At 60.0% G+C, this 16,343-nt stretch carries 16 protein-coding genes and 1 tRNA gene; 10 read left to right on the forward strand and 7 right to left on the reverse strand.

What is annotated here, in order from left to right; all coding sequences use genetic code 11:
* Window positions 1-42 precede the first annotated feature (42 nt).
* Window positions 43-822 (forward strand): hypothetical protein, encoded by a 780-nt coding sequence (locus Q4D83_RS03260; protein WP_303172948.1) that lies wholly within the window; start codon window positions 43-45, stop codon window positions 820-822.
* Window positions 822-2,189 (forward strand): cation:proton antiporter, encoded by a 1,368-nt coding sequence (locus Q4D83_RS03265; protein ID WP_303172951.1) that lies wholly within the window; start codon window positions 822-824, stop codon window positions 2,187-2,189. Before Q4D83_RS03260 ends, Q4D83_RS03265 begins: the two co-directional genes overlap by 1 nt.
* A 7-nt stretch (window positions 2,190-2,196) precedes the next feature.
* On the opposite strand, the gene Q4D83_RS03270 is transcribed toward Q4D83_RS03265, so the two are convergent.
* Window positions 2,197-3,024, reverse strand: a complete 828-nt coding sequence (locus Q4D83_RS03270; RefSeq protein WP_303172953.1) for a DUF1906 domain-containing protein — start codon at window positions 3,022-3,024, stop codon at window positions 2,197-2,199.
* A 206-nt stretch (window positions 3,025-3,230) separates the two neighbouring features.
* Between Q4D83_RS03270 and Q4D83_RS03275 the strand changes: the two genes are divergently transcribed.
* The 3 genes from Q4D83_RS03275 (at window position 3,231) to cobF (ending at window position 4,660) form a co-directional block, all read left to right on the forward strand.
* Window positions 3,231-3,303, forward strand: a tRNA-Arg gene (locus Q4D83_RS03275).
* Window positions 3,304-3,511: 208 nt separating this feature from the next.
* Complete coding sequence (locus Q4D83_RS03280) at window positions 3,512-3,790, forward strand: hypothetical protein (protein WP_303172954.1); 279 nt, start codon at window positions 3,512-3,514, stop codon at window positions 3,788-3,790.
* A 75-nt stretch (window positions 3,791-3,865) separates the two neighbouring features.
* The gene (gene cobF / locus Q4D83_RS03285; RefSeq protein ID WP_303172955.1) at window positions 3,866-4,660 is read left to right on the forward strand and encodes a precorrin-6A synthase (deacetylating); all 795 of its coding nucleotides are present in this window, start codon (window positions 3,866-3,868) and stop codon (window positions 4,658-4,660) included.
* Here cobF and Q4D83_RS03290 read toward each other — a convergent pair.
* Genes Q4D83_RS03290 through Q4D83_RS03300 form a run of 3 tightly spaced genes read right to left on the reverse strand, consistent with a single transcriptional unit; the run spans window position 4,597 to window position 6,151 of the window.
* The gene (locus tag Q4D83_RS03290) at window positions 4,597-4,854 is read right to left on the reverse strand and encodes a mycoredoxin (protein WP_303172957.1); all 258 of its coding nucleotides are present in this window, start codon (window positions 4,852-4,854) and stop codon (window positions 4,597-4,599) included. The genes cobF and Q4D83_RS03290 overlap by 64 nt on opposite strands.
* A complete protein-coding gene (locus Q4D83_RS03295) occupies window positions 4,851-5,351 on the reverse strand; it encodes a dihydrofolate reductase (protein WP_303172960.1) in 501 nt (166 codons plus the stop codon). The genes Q4D83_RS03290 and Q4D83_RS03295 overlap by 4 nt, the downstream gene beginning before the upstream one ends.
* Complete coding sequence (locus Q4D83_RS03300; RefSeq protein ID WP_303172961.1) at window positions 5,351-6,151, reverse strand: thymidylate synthase; 801 nt, start codon at window positions 6,149-6,151, stop codon at window positions 5,351-5,353. The genes Q4D83_RS03295 and Q4D83_RS03300 overlap by 1 nt, the downstream gene beginning before the upstream one ends.
* 535 nt (window positions 6,152-6,686) lie before the next feature.
* Between Q4D83_RS03300 and Q4D83_RS03305 the strand changes: the two genes are divergently transcribed.
* Entirely contained in the window at window positions 6,687-7,016 is a 330-nt protein-coding gene (locus Q4D83_RS03305; protein ID WP_303172962.1) for a hypothetical protein, read from the forward strand.
* A gap of 26 nt (window positions 7,017-7,042) precedes the next feature.
* On the opposite strand, the gene Q4D83_RS03310 is transcribed toward Q4D83_RS03305, so the two are convergent.
* The gene (locus Q4D83_RS03310; RefSeq protein ID WP_303172963.1) at window positions 7,043-7,759 is read right to left on the reverse strand and encodes a DNA alkylation repair protein; all 717 of its coding nucleotides are present in this window, start codon (window positions 7,757-7,759) and stop codon (window positions 7,043-7,045) included.
* Window positions 7,760-7,771: 12 nt separating this feature from the next.
* Entirely contained in the window at window positions 7,772-8,530 is a 759-nt protein-coding gene (locus Q4D83_RS03315) for a 3'(2'),5'-bisphosphate nucleotidase CysQ (RefSeq protein ID WP_303172964.1), read from the reverse strand.
* A 35-nt stretch (window positions 8,531-8,565) separates the two neighbouring features.
* On the opposite strand from Q4D83_RS03315, the gene Q4D83_RS03320 reads away from it, so the two are divergent.
* From Q4D83_RS03320 to Q4D83_RS03330, 3 genes are read left to right on the forward strand one after another with little or no spacing between them, the layout of a single operon-like run.
* Window positions 8,566-12,999 carry a DEAD/DEAH box helicase gene (locus Q4D83_RS03320; protein WP_303172965.1) on the forward strand — a complete coding sequence of 1,478 codons (4,434 nt, stop codon included), beginning with the start codon at window positions 8,566-8,568 and terminating at the stop codon, window positions 12,997-12,999.
* A 4-nt stretch (window positions 13,000-13,003) separates the two neighbouring features.
* Window positions 13,004-13,810 carry a DNA-formamidopyrimidine glycosylase family protein gene (locus Q4D83_RS03325; RefSeq protein WP_303172967.1) on the forward strand — a complete coding sequence of 269 codons (807 nt, stop codon included), beginning with the start codon at window positions 13,004-13,006 and terminating at the stop codon, window positions 13,808-13,810.
* Between the two features lie 52 nt (window positions 13,811-13,862).
* The gene (locus Q4D83_RS03330) at window positions 13,863-14,381 is read left to right on the forward strand and encodes a PadR family transcriptional regulator (RefSeq protein WP_303172968.1); all 519 of its coding nucleotides are present in this window, start codon (window positions 13,863-13,865) and stop codon (window positions 14,379-14,381) included.
* On the opposite strand, the gene Q4D83_RS03335 is transcribed toward Q4D83_RS03330, so the two are convergent.
* A complete protein-coding gene (locus tag Q4D83_RS03335) occupies window positions 14,331-15,575 on the reverse strand; it encodes an MFS transporter (protein ID WP_303172970.1) in 1,245 nt (414 codons plus the stop codon). The genes Q4D83_RS03330 and Q4D83_RS03335 overlap by 51 nt on opposite strands.
* A gap of 111 nt (window positions 15,576-15,686) precedes the next feature.
* Here Q4D83_RS03335 and Q4D83_RS03340 point away from each other — a divergent pair, with 111 nt between their 5' ends.
* Entirely contained in the window at window positions 15,687-16,283 is a 597-nt protein-coding gene (locus Q4D83_RS03340; RefSeq protein WP_303172972.1) for a lipoprotein LpqH, read from the forward strand.
* Window positions 16,284-16,343: the final 60 nt, after the last annotated feature.

The raw sequence follows: 16,343 nt of genomic DNA on the forward strand, positions 1-16,343 counted from the left end.
TTTGCTGCACGTGCCGCAGGGGCTGGGGCTATTATTTTTTTCATGAATTCACGAGCTGTGATGGCGGCCCCGGTGGTTGTCGCATTGGTAGCCTTCCTGTCCTTGCCGGTTGCTGCCATGTACGGAGGGGGTCAGCACTCTCAAGAGGAGGCGCGACTGAGCAGTGATGGGTTTTCTCAGGGGGCGTCAGACTTCTTTGCGGAAGGTGATGTGGATACCTTTGTGGAGAACCCCACTGGTTCTCAGGTGACTATTTTGCGCATGGACGACGGTTTTCACACCGGCACGGCGACGGAGCGCTTCGCCCGACCAGCGCTGAGTCTCATTAAGTTGTACATCGCCGAATATGTGTTGGAACACGGTGAATTGAAGGATCGCGCCGATGCGTTGGAAATGATCCGCAGCTCAAACGATGAAATCGCCGAAAAAATGTTTGAGAAGTATCCTGATTGCATAGATATTGTTGCCAAGGAATACGGGTTAGCTTCTACACGGTCCCGGGATACTTGGGGGTATAGTGTCACTTCCACCTATGACGTGGTCTCCTTCGTTTCGCAAAAGCTTCGAAAAAATCGCAATGATCCCATTCTGCGGGCCATGAAGGAATCCGATGAGGTTGCTGCGGACGGATATGAGCAAAACTTTGGTACCTCGACGTTGCCAGGCGTGATTGGTACGAAGTGGGGTTGGTCGAACGACCTCACCCTGCATTCGTCGGTGTCGTACGGCGAGAATTTTGTGGTGGCGGTGGCCGTGTCGGGCACCGCGGAAGACCTTACGGACTTGGTGGAACTTCAAGTCGTTGGTCTCATGGAGGAATAATGCCCGAACCTTTGGTTCTCGCTGCCGGCGCCTCGGTATCACCCGAGGCCATCATTTCGATGATGTGGATTTCCCTCGCAGCGTTGACCTCGCCACTGCTGAGTTATCTGGTGCGGAAAAAGATCCCAGCGGTGGTGTTTTTGCTGTTTCTGGGGGTGCTCATCGGGCCGCACGTGCTGAACCTGGCCCATTCGGACGAAAGCAACGCTCTGCTGCGCGAGCTCGGCCTTGGCATGTTGTTTCTGCTTGCGGGCTGGGAGATTGAGCCGGAGTCCATGCGTGGCCGGCAAGGCAAGTATGCGGCCGGCACCTGGGTAGGGAGCGCGGTCCTTGCGTTTGGTGCCGCGTTGTTGATGTTTGCCGGTGACACGATGGCAGCCATAGTCATCGCTGTGGCCGTGACGTCGACGGCGATGGGCACCCTGTTGCCGGTGATTAAGACGGCGGATGTGTCGCAGGCGGTGCGGCGTGGCGTCTTGGTGCACGGTGCCGTGGGAGAGCTCGGCCCCATTTTCACCATGGCGTTGCTGCTTTCCACGCGGAGTACGTGGTTGACGGTGGTGGTGCTGCTGGTGTTTATGGGCGGGGCGTTGATCATCGCTTTTGTGCCGCGCACTGTGGCGGCAATCGCGCCGTGGATTGGCCCAGCGGTGCGGGACGGCGCGAGCCACACGGCCCAAACCGTGATGCGCGCAGTCATCGCTTTGCTCACTGCGCTGATGGCCATGGCCGCGGTCTTTGAGTTGGACGTGGTGCTGGGGGCGTTTGCCGCGGGTTTGATTTTGCGCGCACTGGTGCCGGCTCGTTCGCGGAAAACGGTGGAGGCGCGCCTGGACGTCATGGGCTACGGGCTGCTCATTCCGGTGTTCTTTATTACTTCCGGCATGGCTATTGAGGTTTCGGAAGTGCTGCGCGCCCCGATGATTGTGGCGTTTTGCGTGCTGGTGATTTTGGTGGCTCGCGGGGTGCCTATTTTCCTCACCGAGCGTTTTGTGCACACCGGCTCGGGGATTCGCGGGTTACAGGAGCAGGCGCAATTGGGGTTGTATGCGGCTACTGGGCTACCAATTATCGTCGCCGTTACCGAGATTGCGCTCAGCAGAGAGCTTATCGACGCCGCCCTCGCGTCCATCCTCGTCGCTGCCGGGGCGGTGACCGTCTTAATCTTCCCGATCGTTGCCGGGGCGATTCCCGCGCCGAAGAAACAGCCGTCCGAGGCGGCCGATGCGCTGGAAGCCGCTGCGCGTGCAGAGGATCAGGAATTCCGCCAGGCCAGCGCCCAGCGCGCCCAGCAGCAGGCGGAAGGTAAAAAGAATGCCCCGCCGCGCAGCAGCACGCTAGAGGCGGGGGACATTACCCTGGATTGAGCCGCAACTAGGACGATAGGGTTCCTAACGCTCGGATAATTTCGGAGGTGGTGTCCGTGCTGACGTTGTTGTTGGTGTTGGGGGAGTCGTCCGTGTTCGGCGGGATCGCCGCGTTGCCCGGTGACCATTGCCCCCAGTCCGCCGCGTAGACGTCGTTGACATCTACCTCGATGCCGTCGATGTAGGCGCGGTAGCCTGCCTTTTGGTGCAGGTGCGCTCGTGGGTGCACTTTGCCTTGTGAACCCCAATCGTGCTGCCAATAGAATTCCCCAAGCCCGTCCGCTAACGCCCACTCGATCGTGCCATAGTTGGCGTAGATCCCCATTTGCAGGCCAACGGCGGCTAGCGCGACCTTAAACCCCTCTAGGTATGGGCGGATTTGGTTCACATATTCATCTCGGGTGGGGTTATCGTCAATGGCCACGTAGATGGGCCGCGCTGTCGGTCCGCCCGCCGCAAAGTGAATGCTGATCGCCTTCGGGGCATGTTCCAATGCACCCGCAGCCCCGGCTTTCCAGTCCGCAGTTTCCGCGCGGCCGAATTGGTACACGCTTGCGGTGTGCAGATCCTCAGCGGCCATTTGGCGCGTTTCCGCCAGCGTTACCGGCTTGCCGAGCATCCACTCTGCGCCGGGGCGACGCTCCGAGACATATCGGATTGCCCCTAAGTGTCCTGCTGCTTTGATCGCCGAGGCGCTTGGCACACCCGCCGAGAAATCGATGATGGTACCCATGATCGGGGCGGCACCGGCAGTTGTTCCGGCCACAGCCGAACTGGCGGCACCGGCTGCGAGGGAACAAGCCGTAGCTTTCAAAAACGTGCGGCGCGAAATCATAATGCTCTAGTGCTCCTGAAACTCAGAAAAACTGTTGCTGTTTGCGGGCCGGTCGGAGCGCGCTACGGCGTACCGATCAAACAATAACCACAAAAGCAACATTGAATAACACCTGTCACAATAGCAACATTGTGCGGTTTGGGACAGCCCCCGTCGTGGGTTACTATTTCTAACGGTGGTCAACGCGCAGCGTTACTACGCAAAAGGCCCTAGTAGCTCAGTGGATAGAGCACGGCTCTCCTAAAGCCGGTGTCGGAGGTTCGATTCCTCTCTGGGGCGCTTGAACTTGTTCGGGGCGCGTGGGCGTCGCGTGCTTGACTCGGGGTAGCGGCCACAACTCCGCATGAGAATCACCCCCGCTTGGTATGGCGTTGCCCATTCGCACGGAATTTTGTATGGCGGTCACCCCAATATGGGTATTTTTGCCCGTGGGGTGTGGGAAACCACTTACACTTGAGTGACATCATTGAGCATTGGGAGGTAGCACATGGCAGAGTTGAAGCCTACGTTTACGGATGTTGATGGCCGCAAGGTTGTCACCAGGTTGGTTGACCTGAACGGCTTTGAGTATCTGTCCGTTGAGGAGATTTCGGAGGACGGCAACTCGGCGAACCTGCTTCTCCGTTTGAATATGTATGATGCGAAGCGCCTTTCGCAGGCTTGCGAAATGTTTATGCAGCGCAGTATTGCTCGTAACTTTGCGGATCTCTCTGGGCACCTTACCCCAACGGACCGCGTGGATATTTTTGGCGAAGACGAAGAGTAGAGTTTTCGTCGCTACAATGAGGGCCTGCCCACTGTTTGGGCGGGCCTTTTGAGTTGGAAGGGTTTTGGCTGGTTGATGCGTACGGTGTTTGTGATTGGTATCGGGGCGGGTAGTCCGCAGCATGTGACGCTCGAGGCGATTGCGGCGCTGCGCCAAACGGATGTCGTGCTGGCGTTCGATAAGGGCGAGGTGAAGGAGGATCTGCTTGCGCTGCGGCGGGAGATTCTTGCGGCGCATGCGCCGCACGTGCCGTTGGTGACTATGGTGGATCCGCCGCGGGATCGACAGCCCAAGCAATATGTCGGGGAGGTCAAACGTTGGCTGCATGCGCGCAGTGAATTATTGCAGGAAGCGTTGTTGGAGCATGTTCCTGAGTCTGGTGCTGCGGCGATCCTCGTGTGGGGTGATCCGTCCTTGTATGATTCCACACTCCGCATCCTCGCCAATATGCAAACGCAAGTTCGAGTCAAAGTGATTCCGGGGATTACGGCCATCCAAGCGCTCACGGCGGCGCATGCGATTCCGTTGAACCGAATTGCTAGCGATATTACTATCACCACCGGCCGCCAGTTTCCGGATACTTACAATAAAGACAATTGTGTGGTCATGCTTGACGGCGGCGCGGCGTGGCGGACCTGCACGGATCCGGACGCGTACATCTGGTGGGGGGCCTATTTAGGTATGGAGTATGAGGTCACCCGCGCTGGGTTTATCCGCGAGATTGGTGAGGATTTGGAGCGCCTGAAGCAATCGTTGCGGGACCAGCACGGGTGGATTATGGATATTTACCTCGTTCGGATCCTCACTCAGGAGGAGGCGAGTTCCTCCAGCTTGCGGCGTACTGCGGAGGCCGGAGGGTTTGTGGCGTAGGTGCCGTCGGAGTATTTCACGGTGGGGACTACGCGGTTGCCGTCGTTCACGGATTTGACCCATTCGGCGGCGGCTTCGTCCTGCTCGACGTCGATGCGCGCGTAGGGGGTTTCGGTGCGGTCGAGGGCTTTGACGAGGCGCTGGCAGAAGGGGCACCAATCCGTCGTGTACAGGGTGACGTGTTCGTTGCTCATATTTGTTCTAACGTGCCGTCGGTGAAATTGATTCCGCGCCGCCGCCAGGTTTGGAAGCGGTAGCGTACCCCCGTGTGCGATTCCATCCACTCAGATTCGGCGACGCATTCGAACGTCTCCGGGAGCGTGGGGGCGTAGACGAGGTTGTCTGCGGTGGGGGTCGGGACGTCGATAAGCGTTCGTTCGACCGAATGCACGAGCGGTAGAGTTGCTGCGTATACTTCGCCGCCGCCGATGATCCAGCCTTCGTCGGGAAGCTGCGTGACGACGTTCGCGCCGACCGACCACTTGCCTGGGTTGCGGGTGGACAGCACAATGTTCTGGCGGCCCGGAAGCGGACGGAAGGGCAGCGATTCCCACGTGCGCCGGCCCATGATCACCGGGAATCCTGAGGTTAGTCGCTTGAAATGTGCGAGGTCTTCGGGGACGTGCCAGAGCATGCGTGTGCCATCTCCAAGTACGCCGTCGAGGTTTTCGGCCCAGATTGCGCGCAGCATTATACGGCGACCTTGGCGCGGATGGTGGGGTGGGGGTCGTAACCTGTGATCGCAATGTCTTCGAAGGTGTAGTCGAACATTGAGTCAGCTTTTCGAAGGGTAAGTTGCGGATAGGCGCGGGGGGTGCGGGAGAGCTGGAGCTCTACTTGCTCACGGTGGTTATCGTAAATGTGGCAGTCCCCGCCGGTCCAGATGAATTCGCCTACCTGGAGCCCCGCCTGCTGGGCAAACATGTGTGTGAGCAGCGAGTAGGAGGCGATGTTAAACGGTACCCCGAGGAACATGTCGGCGCTGCGCTGGTAGAGCTGACACGACAGGCGACCGTCGGCAACGTACAGCTGGAAGAGTAGGTGGCACGGCGGCAGGGCCATAGCGTCGAGGTCTGCGACGTTCCATGCGGACACAATATTGCGGCGCGAGTCGGGGTCTTGGCGCAGCAGGTCAACCGCGCGAGCAATCTGGTCGATGTGCTCCCCGTTGGGGGTGGGCCAGCTGCGCCATTGCACGCCGTAGACCGGCCCGAGCTCGCCCTGTTCGTCGGCCCATTCGTTCCAAATGCGGATCCCGTGTTCGTGCAGAAAAGCGATGTTGGAATCGCCGCGCAAGAACCACAGCAACTCGCCGACCACCGAATGAAAATGAACGTTCTTGGTGGTGATCAGCGGAAAATACTCGTGCAGGGGAAACCGGAGTTGCTGGGCGAACAAGCTCGTGGTCCCAGTGTCTGTGCGGTCGCTTTTGCGGCTGCCCTCGTCGAGTATTTTGCGCAGGAGGTCTTCGTATGGAGTGGGTGCGCTCATGTGGAGTAGTCTACGTTGTGCGCCGATCCGCTTGCACGTGTGCATGTGGCAGGTTTTCCAGCCATCCGTAATGGCGAAACTGTGTGTGATTATGCCGCTGGTCCTTGTGCGTTGCCGCGTCATTGTTGCGCGGCGGTGGCCCTCGAGTATCGCGCGGGGTGGCACAGGGTATACACTCGTATCCGATCCACTAGGTGCCGTGCGCATTTAAACAATGTGTGCGCAAAATTGTGTGGGGTGCATTTGCTTGGAATGGGATCTGATTATTGCCCAGAGAGGTGCGTCTGACGCAAATAGTGATACCTTGAATGCGTGGGTATTTTAAAATCAATTTACCCTATGCAAAACTTAACAACTCGCCCAAAAATGCCTGAAAGTGTACTTTCTTTGAGGTGTTTACGGGGGAGTGATCTAGCAGGTGAACGCTCGTTTCAGTGGTAAAATTCTGACAGTGCCTGCTTGGGTATGAGCACCCTTATGGGCGCCTTCCCGTAGAATTTTACACAAGAGATCTTCACATGAAGTGGAAACGGTAATGGAAAATAGTTTACGTACTGTATTTTTTGTTCACAGAGATGAAGGCGCAGACGAACGCCAGAGTGATGGAGTTCATCTCTGCGTCATCCCGTCCCGTGAAGACGGTAAAGTCTGCTTCTATTGCAACGAGTACATGCTTATCTGGGACTCGTTGGATGACGTCGGGGAACTCGAGGATGCTATCCCGATCGATGGGGAAACAAAGATTCGCCCCGCGACGTTGGTGGAAGTATGCGAATCCGGCCTCGCGGAGCTGGTGGATCTTGTGGTGCAGCACGAACGTGGCGACGACGGTCAAATCCACGCCACGTTTATGCAATTGCCGTAACCGCTTCACCGTTCGCCCGTCGGCGATTATGCGCCAAGGTGTTTGAGCGCTTCCCGGCGGGATAGTGGTTGCATTGTTGGGTGGTCGGCCACAAAGTTGCGTACCCATTCGGGCGCGGTGCGGGCATAGTCGCGCAGCGCCCATCCGATCGCTTTAGCTACGAAGAATTCGGTGTCCTCGAGATTCATGGAGATCACTTCGGATAGCAGCGTGGGGTCGGTATCGCCTTTCGCTTGGAGTTGGCACAGGATTGCAAAGCGCCGGATCCATCGATCTGGGTCCCGCGCCCACCGAAGCATGCGCGCGAACTCTGTGTCGAAATTCTCCGAGCCGCGTGGTCCCCGAATGTAGTTGTGCACGTGCACGCATTCGTCCACAAGATCCCACCATGCGCCGGTTCGAACAAAGTGCTCCACTACATCCATGGCGGAGCTGTCCAGGGTGGCCGCGTGTTTCGGCACCAGCAGCAGCATGATGGCAGCCCGCCGAAAGTCGCGGTGGGTTGCGCCGTCCCAAAGTTCGCGTGCGGCGTTGTACAGCGTCGGTGGCGACAAGGGGGTTCGAACTGATTGCCGAACTATCTTGCGCAAGAGTGGAATGGGGAGGCCCAGCATCGGCTCGTCGGTTTTCAAATACCGCTGTTGCTGCTCAGCGTTCACCTGGTCGGCGTGCATCGGCAACGCCGCGCGCAATTCGGCAACCAGTTCGGAAGCTGAGTCGGGCAACTCCGTGTGGCGAGCCATGGGACCTATCCTCTAGTATCCGCCGTTGGCTTCGAGGAACGCGGCGGCCAATTCCAAAATTTCGTCCGCCAGTTCGGGGCGGCAGATAAGAATATCCGGCAGATAGGTGTCTTCGTTGTTGTAGGTCAACTCGCTGCCGTCGAGCCTCGAGCAGTGCAGCCCCGCAGCGCGGCACACGCCGACAGGAGCGGCGGAGTCCCATTCGTATTGGCCGCCAGCGTGGACGTAAGCGTCAGCGTCGCCGAGTAGCACGTGCATGGCTTTGGCGCCGGCGGAGCCCATGGACACGGTGTCAAATTGCAGCTTGTCGGCAATGTGTGCGGCCACTTTCGGCGGCCGGTTATGGGAAACCATGAGCTTGCGCGAAAGGGGGCCCGTTACGGCTTTCGCGTCGGACGAATGGAACACAACGCCGAGGTCAGGCAGTCCGACCGCCGCGTGCACGGGTTGTTGATTTTCAATGAGGGCGATGTGCACGGCCCAGTCCTGCCGCCCAGTGGCGAATTCCTTGGTCCCGTCGAGCGGATCGATGATCCATACGCGGTCCTTGGTCAGTCGTGCCAAGTTGTCAGCAGCTTCTTCGGAGAGGAATCCGTCGTCAGGCCGGTGCTGGGCGAGCACTCGGGCGATCCAGTTTTGGGCGAGGTCGTCGCCAGCGTCGCCGAGGTTGGTTCCGCGCAGCAAACCGACGTTGCGGACACCTTTGAGAATTTCACCAGTTCCCTGGGCAAGACGGCGGGTCAAAATGGAATCTTCGAAGTGTGCGGTCATGGGTTTTAGTCTAGCGTTCTGGTTGGATGGTAGGCATGTCTGAACTTGTGTTGGAGCGCTTCCGCCCGCAGGTGGCGGCATGGTTTAGCGACGTTTACGCTGTGCCCACCGCCGCCCAAGCACAGGCATGGGAAAGCATTAGCGATGGGCATAATGCGCTGGTGGTAGCACCGACAGGTTCCGGCAAGACCCTCGCGGCGTTTTTGTGGGCGCTGAATTCCTTGGTTGCTCCACCCGCCCAAACCGCGCTTTTCGACGCCCCGCTACCCGCCCAGCGTCGCCGCGTCAAGGTGCTGTATATCTCACCGTTGAAGGCGCTGGGGGTGGATGTGGAGCACAACCTGCGGGCGCCGTTGCGAGGCATCGCTATGACCGCCCGACGCCTTGGGCTCCCTGTGCCGGACATTAAGGTCGGTGTGCGCTCAGGCGACACGACCGCCGCGGAGCGGGCGAAGTTGCAGCGCACCCCGCCGGACATTTTGATTACCACCCCCGAGTCGCTCTATTTGATGCTTTCCTCTAAGGCGGCCGCCACGTTAAGCGAGGTAGAAACGGTCATTGTGGATGAAATCCACGCCCTTGCCGGAACCAAGCGCGGCAGCCATCTTGCGCTGAGTTTGGAGCGGTTGGCGATGATGACCAGCTTTCAGCGGATCGGACTGTCCGCAACGGTGCGCCCGCTGGATCGAGTTGCCGGGTTTTTAGGCCCCGACACCGTCATCGTTGCCCCGCCCGCGGAGAAATCCTGGGATCTGCAGGTCTATGTCGGTGAACAGGATATGTCGGATCTTTCTGGCCAGAAGCAGGGCTCCACGATCGGGGACGCGGTGATGGATTCGGATCTCCCGGAGTTCGCCAGCGAGTCCGCATTGCCTGTCGCTGGTTCCATGTGGCCTTCGATCGAGCGTGATGTCTATGCCCAGGTCATGGCGGCACGATCCACACTGGTGTTTGTAAACTCGCGCCGCTCGGCGGAGCGGCTTACGTCTCGCCTGAATGAACTGTGGGCACTGGAACACGATCCGGAATCCCTTTCCCTCGAGCGGCGCCGAGACCCGGCGCAAATCATGTCGTCCAGCGATATCGCCGGGCGCGCGCCGCAAGTGATTGCCCGTGCCCACCATGGTTCCGTGAGCAAAGACGAGCGTGCCCTCACCGAACAATTACTCAAGTCTGGGGAGTTGCGGTGCGTGGTGGCAACATCCTCGCTCGAGCTTGGAATCGACATGGGTGCGGTCGAATTGGTGATTCAAGTGGAGTCACCGCCGTCGGTCGCCGCCGGGTTGCAGCGCGTGGGGCGGGCTGGCCACGCCGTGGGCGAGACGTCGAGAGGCAGGTTGTATCCGCTCCACCGCGCGGATCTCGTGCAAACCGCTGTGATCGTGCAACGCATGCGCGCTAGGCTGATCGAGGAGCTGAAGGTACCGAAGAATCCGCTGGATGTGCTCGCGCAACAAACCGTTGCGGCCGTGGCAATGACGCCGCTCCATGTTGATGATTGGTTCGATGTGGTGCGGCGTGCCTACCCATACCGCGAACTACCCCGCGCAGCATTCGATGCTGTAATCGATTTGGTCAGCGGCAGTTATCCCAGCACAGAATTTTCGGATCTCCGGCCCCGGGTAGATTTTGATCGCGTTTCCGGCCTGCTCACTCCGCGGCCCGGGGCGCAACGTGTTGCGGTGACGAGTGGCGGAACCATTCCGGATCGGGGCATGTTTGGGGTGTACCTCGTTGGCGGACAAAGCGGTGCGCGGCGTGTGGGTGAGCTCGATGAGGAAATGGTGCACGAGACGCGAATCGGCGATGTGTTCACACTTGGGGCATCGAGTTGGCGGGTCGAGGAAATCGGCCGCGATCAAGTGTTGGTTACCCCGGCGCCTGGGCATACCGGTAGGTTGCCGTTTTGGAAGGGGGATCAGGCGGGCCGACCCGCGGAGCTCGGCAAAGCTGTGGGTGCGTTTCGCCGCAACCCTAGCTATAGCGATGATCTCGACGAAAACTCCGCGCACAACATTCAGAAGTTTCTTTCGGATCAGCAGCAGGCCACGGGAATCATTCCGGACGAACAAACCCTTGTGGTAGAACGTTTTCGCGATGAGCTTGGGGACTGGCGGGTGCTCTTACACTCGCCTTATGGTCGTGGCGTTAACGCGGCGTGGGCATTGGCGGTGGGTACTCAATTCGACTTTGATACTCAGGTGGTCGCTGGCGATGACGGCATGATTTTGCGCATCCCTGATTGCGACGTGGAACCTGGAGCGAGCCTGTTTCACATTGATCCCGCCGAGGCGGAGGACATTGTCGCCCGAGAGGTAGGCGGGTCCGCGTTGTTTGCGTCGAGGTTCCGCGAGTGTGCGGCGCGCGCCTTATTGATGCCCCGCAAGCATCCCGGACAACGGACCCCATTGTGGCAGCAGCGCCAACGGGCGGCGCAGTTGCTGGAGGTGGCGCGAAAATACCCCACCTTTCCCGTGATTTTAGAAACCGTGCGCGAATGCCTACAGGATGTGTACGACTTGCCTGCGCTGGTGGGATTGCTCCGTGATATTGCCGCGCGCCGCGTGCGCATCGTCGAGGTGACGGTGGACCAACCGAGCCCATTTGCCGCGGCGCTGATGTTTCATTACGCCGGTGCGTTTATGTACGAGGGTGACACCCCGTTGGCGGAAAAGCGGGCGGCTGCGCTGGCACTCGATCCAGCGCTGATGGCCCAGCTCTTGGGCAAGGTGGAATTGCGCGAACTCCTAGATGCGGATGTACTGGCGGCGGTGCACCTGGAAATCCGCCGGTATCAACGAGCCCGCACGCCGACGGAACTTGAGGATACGTTGCGGATGCTTGGCCCGATACCCAGCGCCGATGTGGAATGGTATTGCAACTACCCAAATCCGCACTTGGCGTTGACGCCGCGGATGATGCGGGCGCGTATCGCGGGCGTGGAGCACCTCGCACTGACCCAGGATGCGCCGCTGCTGCGGGATGGGTTAGGCGTGCCGGTCCCGGCCGGGGTGGCCGCGCCAGCGGACCCAATCACGGACGCACTGGAGCAATTGCTGGGTCGTTGGGCGCGAACCCACGGCCCGTTCACGCTGGCTGAAATAGCTGACGCGTTTGGGCTGCCGATCGCCAGTGCCCACAGCGTGGTTCGCAATCTTGACGTGTTGCCCGGACACTACACTTCCTCGGACGAACAGTTTTGCGATTCTCGTGTGTTGCGCATGTTGCGCACCCGAAGTCTCGCCGCCGCCCGTGCCGCAGTGTCGCCAGTCCCACAGGATGCGTTCGCCCGGTTCCTGCTGGATTGGCAGCGCGTCGCCCCGCTTGGCGGCACCCCGGAATTGAGCGGTATTGATGGCGTGTATTCCGTGATCGAGCAGCTTGCCGGGGTGCGGCTTCCGGCCAGCGCGTGGGAATCCATTGTGCTGCCTTCTCGCGTGGCAAACTACAATCCGGCGTGGCTGGACGAGCTCACCACCCACGGTGAGGTTGTCGTGCGTGGCGCGGGCAAAGCGGGGAGCCGAGACCCGTGGATTATGCTGTTTCCTGCCGACGACGCGCCCTTGATCGCGGAGACGCCGGAGACACCGACGCTCGGCATGGTTGACCAACAAGTGTTTGATTTCCTGCGGCACGGTGGCGCCTACCTATTCCACGAAATTCGAGCAGCTGTTCCGGCAACGGTGGGGGAATTGCAGGCGGCAATTTGGAACCTCGTGGAAGTCGGGCTGGTTGCCCCTGACGGTTTCCAGCCCGTCCGCGCTCACCTCGGCTCCGGCGGACGAGTGGCGCATCGTGCGTCGAGGCGGCCGTCGCGTACCCGCGCCGCGATTCCCCCAGACTTGGTGGGGCGCTGGTCTGCTCCACAGCCGAGCCAAACGTTTGTTCCGAATGCTACTGAGCGCGGGAAAGCGCTTGGCGATCTCTGGATGGCGCGCTACGGTGTGGTCACGCGCGGCAGTATCGTCTCCGAAGACGTTATCGGCGGATTCGCACTGGCGTATCGAGTGTTCAGCGGCTTCGAGGAGCGGGGTAAAGCGATGCGCGGCTACCTGATCGACGGACTGGGGGCCTCCCAATTTTCCACCTCTGCCGTAGTGGACCGCCTGCGCACCTATGCTGACCGAGATTCGAAAACAACATCTGTTCATGTGGTGGCGGCCGCGGACCCTGCCAACCCTTACGGTGCGGCGTTGCCGTGGCCCGTACCCAACCTGAGCCGCGCTGCTGGCGCCCGCGTGATTCTTGTGGACGGCGGGCTGGCAGGCTACCTGACCCGCGGCGGCAAACACTTGACCATCGTCGCCGAAGACCGCGTGGCTGAGATCGCGCATGCGCTGTCCCACACCGGTGATACCGTGGCTAAAATTAACGGCGAAAACGCTCTGACCTCGCCGTTTCTGCCGCAATTGCGGGCGATCGGTGCGCGCATCAGCCCTCAGGGCGTGCGCTGCGCGAAGCTAGGATAGCGGCATGCCCGAAGGTGATTCCGTTTTCCAATTGGCCGAGCGGCTGCAACCCCTCACCGGCCGTGTGGTGAGCCGCACCCAGCTGCGAGTGCCGCACGTTGCCACCGTGCGTTTCGACGGCGCGCCCCTCACCCGCATCTGGCCGTACGGCAAACACTTGTTTATGCGGTTCGATGAGCGGGTGCTGCACACACACCTGAAAATGGAGGGCTCGTGGTCAGTGCACACCACGGGAACGCGATGGCGCAAGCCTGGGTATAAGGCCCGGGTGGTGCTGCAATTTTCCGGCGGCATCGAACTCGTCGGGTTCGAACTTGGTTTTGTTCGCGTGTTTCCGGCGTCGGAGTATGCCAATGCCATCGCGCACCTCGGCCCAGATGTGCTCGCCGAGGAATGGGACGTGGCGGAAGCCGCCCGCCGAATCCTGCTCAGGCCCGAACGCCCGATCGGTACCGCCTTGTTGGATCAACGGAATCTTGCCGGCGTTGGCAATGAGTACCGCATGGAAGTGTGCTTCCTCGCTGGCATTCATCCGGCGACCCCAGTCGCCCACGTTGACGTTGCCAAGGTGCTGCGTATCACGCGGCGCCTCATGTGGGGGAATCGACGCTCGCCGATCCGCGTGACCACCGGGGTGCGGCGCGCCGGGGAAAACTCGTACGTGTTCGGGCGCAACCACCAACCATGCCGACGCTGCGGGACCCTAATCCGCAAGGATTTTTTAGGCGGCCCGGACCTTGGTGGCGACGCGCACGAGCTGGAACGCGTGATTTGGTGGTGCCCAAGCTGCCAGCCGATGCTTGGGGAGTAGCGAGCGCATCGAGCGGCAAAGCTGACTACGCGGATTGGTCTAGTCTTGTGCCATGGCCTACGTCATTCTCGGATTGCTGCTGATCCGCCCCAGGAGTCTCTACGATCTTGTGCGGGCGTTCGAAGCTGGACCGGCGTTGTTTTATAGTGCGAGCTCCGGCAGCATTAAACGCGCGATCGACGGTTTGTTGCGGGATGGGCGCATTGAAGTCGACCATATTGACCCCGCTGCGCGCGGCCGGAAAACCTACCGCATTACTCCCGTCGGGACCACGGAGTTTCGCACATGGATGCGCAGCGACATTTCGGGAAGTAACGCGGAGCCTGCCATCCTTGCCCGATTGTTCTTCTTAGGTTTTTTGCCGCCCGAGCAACGCGAAGAAGTGCTTGACAATATTGAAGATGCGCTGCAACGAGGCTGCGATCATCTGGTTGACATCGAGCAACAGGTGGCGCAAACAGAGATTCCAAAGCATCTTGCAGATGTGGCGACCTACCAGCGGGCCACGCTTGCGTATGGGTTAGCCGCCCACCAATTCGGGCTCAACTGGTTTCGTGAAAACTTGCGGTAGTTGATCCTCCACCTTCGTATTGCGGGTGCAGAACCAACTGCCGGCCACCACGCACACCAAGCTGACGGAGGTAAACACCGTGGGCATCATCCAGTCGCCGCTGTAGTCGTACAATAGGCCGAACCCAAGCGGGCCAATGCACGCCATTGTGTAGCCGGCGCCTTGCCCGAACGCGGACAGTGCGGTCGCGCCGTCGACAGTCCGTGAACGGAAATTGATCAGGGTGAGCGCCATGGGGAAGCTACAGGGACCAATCGCGGAAAGCGTAATCCAAAGCCACGGCGCAGCCATCGCATCCCAAGCCATGCCAACATTGCCCACAATAAACAACGCCGCGAAGGTAACGACGATGGGGAACGGGTCGTCGAAACGCGCGACGAACCACGGGCCAATAAACGCGAGCAACAACCCCAGCGCAGACCACCACGCCAGCATCGTTGCGCCGAACTGGAGCTCGGCACCCGCGTCAACGTACATGCGAGGAATGAAAATCATGAGCGAGTACGTGGTCAAACTGGTGCAGCCGAACATCACCGCAAGCCCAACGCCGATCGGGGTTTTCCACACCGGGGTACGCCGATGTCGCTGACTGCTCGCCGCAGCCGCGCCGCCAGCGCCGCCGTGACGTACCAATGGCAGCCACGCCAAGGCCGCCACCGCCCCTAGCACCGCCCACGACGCCAAGGACAGCTGCCAATTTGTGTGAATAGCCAGCGGTTCGGCGAACAAGGGAGCGACGGACATGCCGATTTGCATGGCCACCATATACGTCGTTGACATCGACGGCACGTGGTTTGGAAAATGCGCCCGAATCGTCACCGGCATCAGCGCATTCGTGGCGCCGATAGCAAACAACGTCACCACTGAACCCGCCAACAACATGGGAAAAGATGGACCCAATACCCGAAGCACCTGGCCCAGCGCGGTCAACACCATGGCCAGAAGCAACGCGCGGTGCAGAGGCAAACGCCGCAATAACCACGGGGTGACAAACGCGCTGAACGCGAACATCGCCGTAGGAATCATGCCAAGAACGCCCACCAACGTACTGCCAATGCCCAACGCTTCCTGAATGCGCGGCACCAGCGGCGGCAGTGCAGTGACTGCGGCGCGTAAGTTGAGAGCCGTCAAAAATATTGCAATCAGGGCGATAAGCTTAGGTTGTTGAAGCGCTGAAACTCGCAGTTGAGACACGCACGCTACTATATACCGCCCCACCCGGGGCCTAGCTGGGGGTAGGCGCGCTGAGTAACGTGGGCGGTAACCTGTGCCCAGAGAGGCGAACCACCAGGAGGTTACACACCCATGAAAAAAATCGCGATGATTTCGATGGTCCCCATCGTCGCGTTCGCAACAGCAGCGTGCAATAACGGCGAACCCGAACTCGGAAAAGCGCAATCGGGGGTGGAATCCGCCTCCGCGCTCGCCAGTGAAACCTCGACCACCGCGCACGCCACCTCCACGAAAACCTCGCCACCACCCGTCATGAGCGAAGACGGGCCAGGTGAAGTCAGCGTTGAGGTTGACGGAAACGTCATCGACGAACAATTCACACCCGTCGTGTGCTTCCCTGAAGGCCCCACATTGAAACTGGAAGGCGGCGTGGAACATAGCGCCCAAATCCATGCCAACGTCGAGGGTGCCGACGACGTTCCCACACTCGGGCAGCTTACGATCAAGACCCACACCCTCAATGTGCACATCGACGAACGCACCCGCGAACAAACGCTAGTGACTAAAGAGGGCGACGCTTGGGTGATCGATGGACAGGGCATGCACGAAGGTCACGCCAACGCCGAGCTGCCCGCTACCGTGAAAGTGCGCATTGTCTGCCCCGGTGGGACTGGTGGGGTTGATGCGCCGGCCGACGATGCCCCAATTGAGGAAGCACCTCAGGGATGACCACCGGGTGAAGCCTTTTCAGCAGATCCCTTACGCGCCGGCGAATATTTTTCTACAATT

Origin of the sequence: Corynebacterium sp. (assembly GCF_030532715.1) — a bacterium.
In the GTDB taxonomy this organism is placed as follows: Bacteria; Actinomycetota; Actinomycetes; order Mycobacteriales; family Mycobacteriaceae; genus Corynebacterium.

What these genes read in the sequence shown, in the direction of transcription:
- Q4D83_RS03325 (WP_303172967.1), top strand. Translation starts at nt 13,004, where the DNA reads ATGCCCGAAGGTGATTCCGTTTTCCAATTGGCCGAGCGGCTGCAACCC.
- Q4D83_RS03270 (WP_303172953.1), bottom strand. Translation starts at nt 3,024, where the DNA reads ATGATTTCGCGCCGCACGTTTTTGAAAGCTACGGCTTGTTCCCTCGCA.
- Q4D83_RS03305 (WP_303172962.1), top strand. Translation starts at nt 6,687, where the DNA reads ATGGAAAATAGTTTACGTACTGTATTTTTTGTTCACAGAGATGAAGGC.
- Q4D83_RS03310 (WP_303172963.1), bottom strand. Translation starts at nt 7,759, where the DNA reads ATGGCTCGCCACACGGAGTTGCCCGACTCAGCTTCCGAACTGGTTGCC.
- Q4D83_RS03295 (WP_303172960.1), bottom strand. Translation starts at nt 5,351, where the DNA reads ATGCTGCGCGCAATCTGGGCCGAAAACCTCGACGGCGTACTTGGAGAT.
- Q4D83_RS03290 (WP_303172957.1), bottom strand. Translation starts at nt 4,854, where the DNA reads ATGAGCAACGAACACGTCACCCTGTACACGACGGATTGGTGCCCCTTC.
- cobF (WP_303172955.1), top strand. Translation starts at nt 3,866, where the DNA reads ATGCGTACGGTGTTTGTGATTGGTATCGGGGCGGGTAGTCCGCAGCAT.
- Q4D83_RS03265 (WP_303172951.1), top strand. Translation starts at nt 822, where the DNA reads ATGCCCGAACCTTTGGTTCTCGCTGCCGGCGCCTCGGTATCACCCGAG.
- Q4D83_RS03330 (WP_303172968.1), top strand. Translation starts at nt 13,863, where the DNA reads ATGGCCTACGTCATTCTCGGATTGCTGCTGATCCGCCCCAGGAGTCTC.
- Q4D83_RS03320 (WP_303172965.1), top strand. Translation starts at nt 8,566, where the DNA reads ATGTCTGAACTTGTGTTGGAGCGCTTCCGCCCGCAGGTGGCGGCATGG.
- Q4D83_RS03315 (WP_303172964.1), bottom strand. Translation starts at nt 8,530, where the DNA reads ATGACCGCACACTTCGAAGATTCCATTTTGACCCGCCGTCTTGCCCAG.
- Q4D83_RS03260 (WP_303172948.1), top strand. Translation starts at nt 43, where the DNA reads ATGAATTCACGAGCTGTGATGGCGGCCCCGGTGGTTGTCGCATTGGTA.
- Q4D83_RS03280 (WP_303172954.1), top strand. Translation starts at nt 3,512, where the DNA reads ATGGCAGAGTTGAAGCCTACGTTTACGGATGTTGATGGCCGCAAGGTT.
- Q4D83_RS03340 (WP_303172972.1), top strand. Translation starts at nt 15,687, where the DNA reads ATGAAAAAAATCGCGATGATTTCGATGGTCCCCATCGTCGCGTTCGCA.
- Q4D83_RS03300 (WP_303172961.1), bottom strand. Translation starts at nt 6,151, where the DNA reads ATGAGCGCACCCACTCCATACGAAGACCTCCTGCGCAAAATACTCGAC.